Origin of the sequence: Pseudomonas sp. 21615526, from assembly GCF_013386245.1 — a bacterium.
GTDB lineage: Bacteria > Pseudomonadota > Gammaproteobacteria > Pseudomonadales > Pseudomonadaceae > Aquipseudomonas.
The window spans coordinates 22,576-28,575 of record NZ_JACAOM010000023.1 but is presented as its reverse complement, the minus strand read 5'-3'; the positions used below and the strand labels follow the sequence as shown (position 1 = coordinate 28,575).

Sequence of the window (6,000 nt, the reverse complement as noted above, 5' to 3'; positions counted from 1 at the left end):
GTCGTTACCCCAATAACGGATATGCACACCGATCTAACTCAACAAAACAACACCGCCAGGCAACTCCGTACACTTGGCCCCATACGCATCGCGAATCAAAAGCGCCACCCCCGCCAACTGATGCAGACTAAACCGCGCCTGCACCCGCCGCTTGCCCAACTGCGCATTCATCAGCAGCAACATCCCCGGCCGATAGCGATTGATCTCATCCACCACCGTCGCCAGCGTCGCATTATCAAACACCAGCACCTGCTCCCGCCAAGCCACCACAGCCTGCACGTCCACCGCCACCGGCTCACCCACACCGCTGGCGTCATAAGTCAGCTGCCGCCCACCCTCAAGCCGAACCGTACGCCCCCCAACACCCACCAACAGCGCCCCATCAATACACGTCACACACACACTGTGATCCGTATTGCGCACATTGAACCGCGCCCGAGCCGCACTCAACCACCCTCCACCCGCCTGAACCTGAAGCGGCATCGCAGCATCGGCCAGCACCTCGACCTCCCCCTCCAACAACTCAATCCCACCCTCACGCCGGCTGATCCGCGTCTGCGTATTGAGCTCCAGCCGAACCCCATCACCCAACTCCACCCGCCGCTGCTCGCCGACCTCGGTGCGGTAATCCGCCGTCAACCCGGCAAACCCACCCGGCACCGTCACCCGCACCATCAACACCGCCGCCGACGCCGCAATCGCCCCGCCCAAAAACGCCCGCCGCCCAAAATGCCGCGGCCGGGAAAACTGCTCGGCGGCGGGAGCCAATTGCTGCCACAACACCTTGGCCTGCTCGAACGCCCGGGCATGCTCCGGGCTCTGGGCGCACCACTGGCGCAACGCCTTGGCATCGGCAACGGTGGCCCGGCCCGACGTCAGCAGCACCAGCCAGTCACGCGCTTCATCGTGCAGGGGGCTGTCGGGCGCAGCACGGGCAGCGGAGAGGTTAAAAATGTTCAAGCGCGCAGGTACTCAACGGATTATCAGGGACTCAATCACTAAGACGGTTTTCCGGCCCCGGGACCGAACCGCTGGATCACTTTTCTTTCAAGGCGCTGTGCACAGTGGCCCAGCCCGGCCTTGATTTCCTTTTCGACCATGCGCGTGGAAATCCCGAAACGCCTGGAGATCTCCAGGTGTGGCGCCTCTTCCAGACGTGCAGCAATAAGGATCTGGCGCCGCCGCGCCGGCAGTTCGTAGAGGGCCTTGAGCAAGGACTGGATTTCCCGCTGGCCACCCACCACCCGCGACGGGTCCTGGGCTTCATCGACGGTCTGCAGCAGCTCTTCGACTTCGCTGCCGGTCAACAGTCGCGCATCCGCCTGGCGTCGGTCAGCGGCGATGTTCAGCGCCATTCGATACAGGTAGGCATTGGGTTGCGCCAAGTTCGGCGGCATGTCCATGCGGTCGACCCGCAGGTAGGTCTCGTGCAGCACGTCGTTGGCCAGGTCCTCGGACCCGAGGCGCTTGCGCAGGCGTACCTTGAAGTCCTCGTAGGACGCCAGGAACAGGCTGACCATCATGCTGTGGCCGGTATCTTTCATGCCCCGGAAACTCCTTCCCCTGCTGTGCATTCCATGCGTGTTCCTGTTGAATCGGGCATCAAAAGTAAGGTCACCGGCAAGCGCAGCGAACTGGGCGCCGGACGTTCGACCCGGGTGGCGCCCAGGCCGCGTACCAGCGCTTCGTCACGCTGCAGGTCACCGGTGGAGCTGACCAGGCGGCTGTGTTCGATCACCCCGTCACCGTTGACCCACACCTGCACCAGCGCCCGGAAACTGCCGGGGCGGGTCAGCGGCGAACGGCACAAACTGCGTTCGATCGCCTGCTGCAAGGCCGCGGCATAGCTGTTGTTGATCCGTGCTGCATGCCCTGCCTTCAGCCCCCGCGTCGTGGCCGGCTGGCTGACCTCGGGGACTTGCAGGGTGAACGCATCGCTGCGGGCATAACGCGCCATCAGGCCACTCCCTGTCAGCAGCAGGCCCAGGGCTTGCTGCGCACTGTAGCGGCCATGCACGCCGATGGAGCGCCGGCCCCGGGTCAACTCGCGGTCCACCAGCACCGCCATGCCGGTGGCATGGCTGAACGCCTGCAGGGCGCTATCCAGGTTCTGCGCGGGCAGGTCCAGGGTCACTTCGGCGCGCACGGCCTGCGCCAGCCCCAACAGCAGAGCCAGGCAGCAGCCCGCGCGCCTCCAAGCCCCCCTGCTCAGCATCGCAACACGTCCGACATAGCCTACAAAACCGTCATCCTGAGGCCAGTTTATGAACCTGATGTTACGGTGCCAGCAAAAAAAACATCACGGTGACGGGCAGCCCGCTGCACTACACTTTCGAGCCATACCGGCCCATTTCCCAGGGCTCGCCAGGAGGCACCGATGAACCTGTTCCCGACCCTCGCCAGCCTGTTGCTGTGTGCTGCCCTGCCGCTGATGGCCCACGCCGAAGGAACGCCGAATGGCTGCACCGAGGTCAATGTGGATGGCTACAAGGCACCGGACTATGGCTGCCTGAGCCAGCAGATGGGCAACAACCCGGACGCCGCCAAGGCCACGCAAAAGAACCAGGAAGCGCAACAGGTGCCCATCGACAAACGCAAGCCGAACCAGATCGGGCTCTCTACACCCGCAGCGACCAGTGTGCGCATGGGCAATACGTTCGGTACTTCGGTGAAACCCCAGCGGCCTTGATCGCCGCTTGTCCCCCCCTGCCCGCCCAGTGCAAAGAAAGCCATTGTGTTATCGCGATTGCCGATGTTATGTTTCTAACAGACATCAAAATCATGAAACATGAGTAACATCAATGACCGGCCTGCGCGAAAACGTCATGGATAAAAACAGCTTCCAGCGGACGCTGGAACAGCAGTTCCCGACGCTGACGCCCACCGGCAAGCGCATCGCGACCTACCTGCTGGGCAACCTGCAACAGCTGCCGTTCGAAACCGCCGACAGCATCGCCCAGCAAGCCGGCACCACCGGGATTTCAGTGGGGCGTTTCTTGCGAACCCTGGGTTATCGCAACCTCGATGACGTCAAGCAAGGCCTGCGCGGCGACCCGCAAGCCTCCTGGCTGATCACCGACCGCCTGGGCGCGTTTCGCCAGGAGAACGATCAGGAAGACGCCCTCGACCGTTCCCTCAACCGCGAGATCGAAGCCATCCAGCATGTGTACGGCCTGGCCCGCAGCCAGGGTTTCGCCGACATCGTGCAGCACATCGTGGACGCCGACGCCGTGTTCATCCTCGGCATCCAGTCCACCCGAGGCATCCTCAATGCGTTCCACAGCCACCTGGAATACATCCGTCCCAAGGTCTATTACGTCGATGGCCTGTCGGGGATCTACGCCGAGACCCTGAACTCCGGCTTTGAAAAACCCTACGCCATCACAGCGGACTTCCGCGCCTATTCCAGCATCACGCCCACGTTCTGCGAGACCGCGAACGCCCAGGGTCTACCCTTGGCGCTGATCACTGACTTGCAATGCCCCTGGGCCCGGGACTACGACCTGGACCTGCTGCAACTGAAAACCGATGTCGGCCAGTTCTGGGACTCCATGGCGCCCCTGACGTGCCTGTTCAACCTGATGGTGTCTGCCGTCGCTGACCGCTACGGCGAGCGACTGGATGCACGCCTGGCAAAAAACCGCGCCCTGCAACAGGCCTTCGGCCAGTTCGAATCCTGACCCTGGAAAGGAAATCTTTGAGTGAAAACCAGCCCATTGGTAGAAATCGCCCCACCGGAATACCCGGTACAGGTCGACCTGATCTACGCCAGTGCCGACAACCTCGCAGGCACCGTGATCTACCGCAACACCCGCTGCCTGCTGCACACCGAAGCGGCGGCCTGCCTGCGCAAGGCGAGCCTGTTGGCACGCCAGGCCGGCATGACCCTGCTGATCTACGACGCCTATCGCCCGGCCTACGCCCAGCAACTGTTGTGGCAGGCCCTGCCCAACCCGGACTACGTGCGCGACCCGCGCCTGGGCTCGCACCACACCCGCGGCGTGGCCGTCGACCTGACACTGATTGATGAACACGGCACCCCCCTGGACATGGGCACGGCGTTTGATGCCATGGAGCCCAAGTCCCACCAGTTCTACCCCGACCTGCCGCCGCAGGTGCAGCGCAACCGCCTGCTGTTGTTGGGCATCATGCTCGGCGCCGGCTTCAAGGCGATTGCCACCGAGTGGTGGCACTACGAGTTGCCGGATGCCGAACTTTTCCCATTAATTGAGGAGTCACACTGATCACAAGGACCGTACCATCACAATAATTAGCAGCACCCTTTAGCTCCAACTGCCCGGTTATAGATTTCATAAAAATAAACCAACCCGCTTTTTCCTCTAAATAATCAAGGAAACCGGCATGACCCCAAGCAACCGCAAGACCCTCGCACTCTCCCTGCTGTGCGCCGCCCTGAGCCTGGGCGCGTGGCAATCGGCAAGTGCCGCCGCCCCCAAAGACACCTTGATGATCGGCAAGGCCGCCGACCCGCAAACCCTCGACCCGGCCGTGACCATCGACAACAACGATTGGGCGGTGACGTACCCGGCGTACCAGAAGCTGGTGGCCTACAAAGTCGAAAACGGCAAGGGCAGCACCGAGGTCAAGGGCGACCTGGCCGACAGCTGGACCACCTCGGCCGACGGCCTGGTGTGGGACTTCAAACTCAAGCCCGGCAACAAGTTCGATGACGGCGCCGAGGTCGACGCCAATGCGGTGAAGTTCTCCTTCGACCGCGTGATGCAGCTCAAGCAAGGCCCGTCGGGCGCGTTCCCGGATGACATGAAAGTCACCGTGGTCGACCCGCTCACCGTGCGGTTCACCCTGGCCAAGCCCTACGCGCCCTTCCTTTACACCCTCGCCCATAACGGCGCCGGCATCATCAACCCGGACGTGGTGAAACAGGGCGACGTCAACGCCTACCTCTCCACCCACACCGCCGGCTCCGGCGCCTTTCGCCTGAGTAACTGGCAGAAAGGCCAGAGCCTGACCCTGGAACCCAACACCTACTACGCCGGCACCAAGCCCGCGCTGAACAAGGTGGTGATCAAGATCATCAGCGAAGCCTCGGTACGCCGCCTGCAACTGGAACGCGGTGACCTGGACATCGCCGAAGACATGCCCCAGGACCAGCTCACCAACCTGGCCAAAAAGAAAGACGTGGTGATCAAGGAATTCCCGTCGCTGCGGGTGACCTACCTGTACCTGAACAACCAGAAAGCCCCGCTGAACAACCAGAATGCGCGCCAGGCGATCGTTGATGCGGTGGACTACAAAGGCATTGTCGACGGCATCCTCAAGGGCCAGGCCAAGTTGATGAACGGGCCGATTCCTGCCGGCATGTGGGCCAATGACCCGAGCCTGCCCTTGATGAAACAGGACCTGGACAGCGCGGGCGCGAACCTGAAGAAACTCCCGGAAAAAATCACCAACCTGAATTACATGTACTCCGACAAGGACCCGGACTGGGAATCCATCGGCCTGACCCTGCAAGCCAGCCTGGCGCCGCTGGGGATCAACCTGAAGATGGAAAAACTGGCCAACGCCACCATGCGCGAGCGCCTGGGCAAGGGTGACTTCGACGTGTCCATCGGCTCGTGGGCACCGGACTTCTCCGACCCCTACATGTACATGAACTTCTGGTTCGACTCCTCCCTGCAAGGCCTGCCGGGCAACCGTTCGTTCTACAGCAACCCGGTGGTGGACAAGCTGATTCGTGATGCGGCGGCCAACAACGACACGGCCAAGCGCACCGAGCTGTACCAGGAAGCCCAGAAGATCGTGCTCAAGGACAGCGTGTACGCCTACCTCTATCAGAAGAACTACACCCTGCCGATGCGTGATTCGGTGAAGGGTTATGTGTTCCATCCGATGCTGGAGCAGGTGTTCAACGTGGCTGAGATCAGTAAGTAACACGCGATCAAATGTGGGAGCGGGCTTGCTCGCGAAAGCGGTGTATCAGTTACCCGATGTATGACTGACCCATCGTATTCGCGAGCA

General features: G+C 62.0%; 7 protein-coding genes. 4 read left to right on the top strand and 3 right to left on the bottom strand.

Annotation, left to right across the window (positions count from 1 at the left end):
* Positions 1-33: 33 nt before the first annotated feature.
* The 3 genes from HX786_RS08645 to HX786_RS08635 are packed head-to-tail and all read right to left on the bottom strand — an operon-like array spanning position 34 to position 2,215.
* Positions 34-960, bottom strand: coding sequence for a DUF4880 domain-containing protein (locus HX786_RS08645; RefSeq protein ID WP_008431412.1), 927 nt, complete (start codon positions 958-960; stop codon positions 34-36).
* 38 nt (positions 961-998) lie between these two features.
* Entirely contained in the window at positions 999-1,544 is a 546-nt protein-coding gene (locus HX786_RS08640) for an RNA polymerase sigma factor (protein ID WP_008431413.1), read from the bottom strand.
* On the bottom strand, positions 1,541-2,215 hold the full coding sequence (locus HX786_RS08635; RefSeq protein WP_177010051.1) for a secretin and TonB N-terminal domain-containing protein: 675 nt from the start codon (positions 2,213-2,215) through the stop codon (positions 1,541-1,543). Before HX786_RS08635 ends, HX786_RS08640 begins: the two co-directional genes overlap by 4 nt.
* Positions 2,216-2,377: 162 nt before the next feature.
* Here HX786_RS08635 and HX786_RS08630 point away from each other — a divergent pair, with 162 nt between their 5' ends.
* The 4 genes from HX786_RS08630 (at position 2,378) to HX786_RS08615 (ending at position 5,913) form a co-directional block, all read left to right on the top strand.
* Positions 2,378-2,689 carry a hypothetical protein gene (locus HX786_RS08630; protein WP_178911945.1) on the top strand — a complete coding sequence of 104 codons (312 nt, stop codon included), beginning with the start codon at positions 2,378-2,380 and terminating at the stop codon, positions 2,687-2,689.
* Positions 2,690-2,825: 136 nt separating this feature from the next.
* On the top strand, positions 2,826-3,680 hold the full coding sequence (locus tag HX786_RS08625; RefSeq protein WP_032898755.1) for a MurR/RpiR family transcriptional regulator: 855 nt from the start codon (positions 2,826-2,828) through the stop codon (positions 3,678-3,680).
* Positions 3,681-3,701: 21 nt separating this feature from the next.
* A complete protein-coding gene (ddpX, locus tag HX786_RS08620; RefSeq protein WP_177010053.1) occupies positions 3,702-4,244 on the top strand; it encodes a D-alanyl-D-alanine dipeptidase in 543 nt (180 codons plus the stop codon).
* Between the two features lie 118 nt (positions 4,245-4,362).
* Positions 4,363-5,913 (top strand): ABC transporter substrate-binding protein, encoded by a 1,551-nt coding sequence (locus HX786_RS08615; RefSeq protein ID WP_008431417.1) that lies wholly within the window; start codon positions 4,363-4,365, stop codon positions 5,911-5,913.
* Positions 5,914-6,000: the final 87 nt, after the last annotated feature.

Bases quoted from the DNA above. Each gene is read 5' to 3' on its own strand.
- HX786_RS08635 (WP_177010051.1), bottom strand. From the start codon at position 2,215: ATGCTGAGCAGGGGGGCTTGGAGGCGCGCGGGCTGCTGCCTGGCTCTG.
- HX786_RS08615 (WP_008431417.1), top strand. From the start codon at position 4,363: ATGACCCCAAGCAACCGCAAGACCCTCGCACTCTCCCTGCTGTGCGCC.
- HX786_RS08640 (WP_008431413.1), bottom strand. From the start codon at position 1,544: ATGAAAGATACCGGCCACAGCATGATGGTCAGCCTGTTCCTGGCGTCC.
- HX786_RS08625 (WP_032898755.1), top strand. From the start codon at position 2,826: ATGGATAAAAACAGCTTCCAGCGGACGCTGGAACAGCAGTTCCCGACG.
- HX786_RS08630 (WP_178911945.1), top strand. From the start codon at position 2,378: ATGAACCTGTTCCCGACCCTCGCCAGCCTGTTGCTGTGTGCTGCCCTG.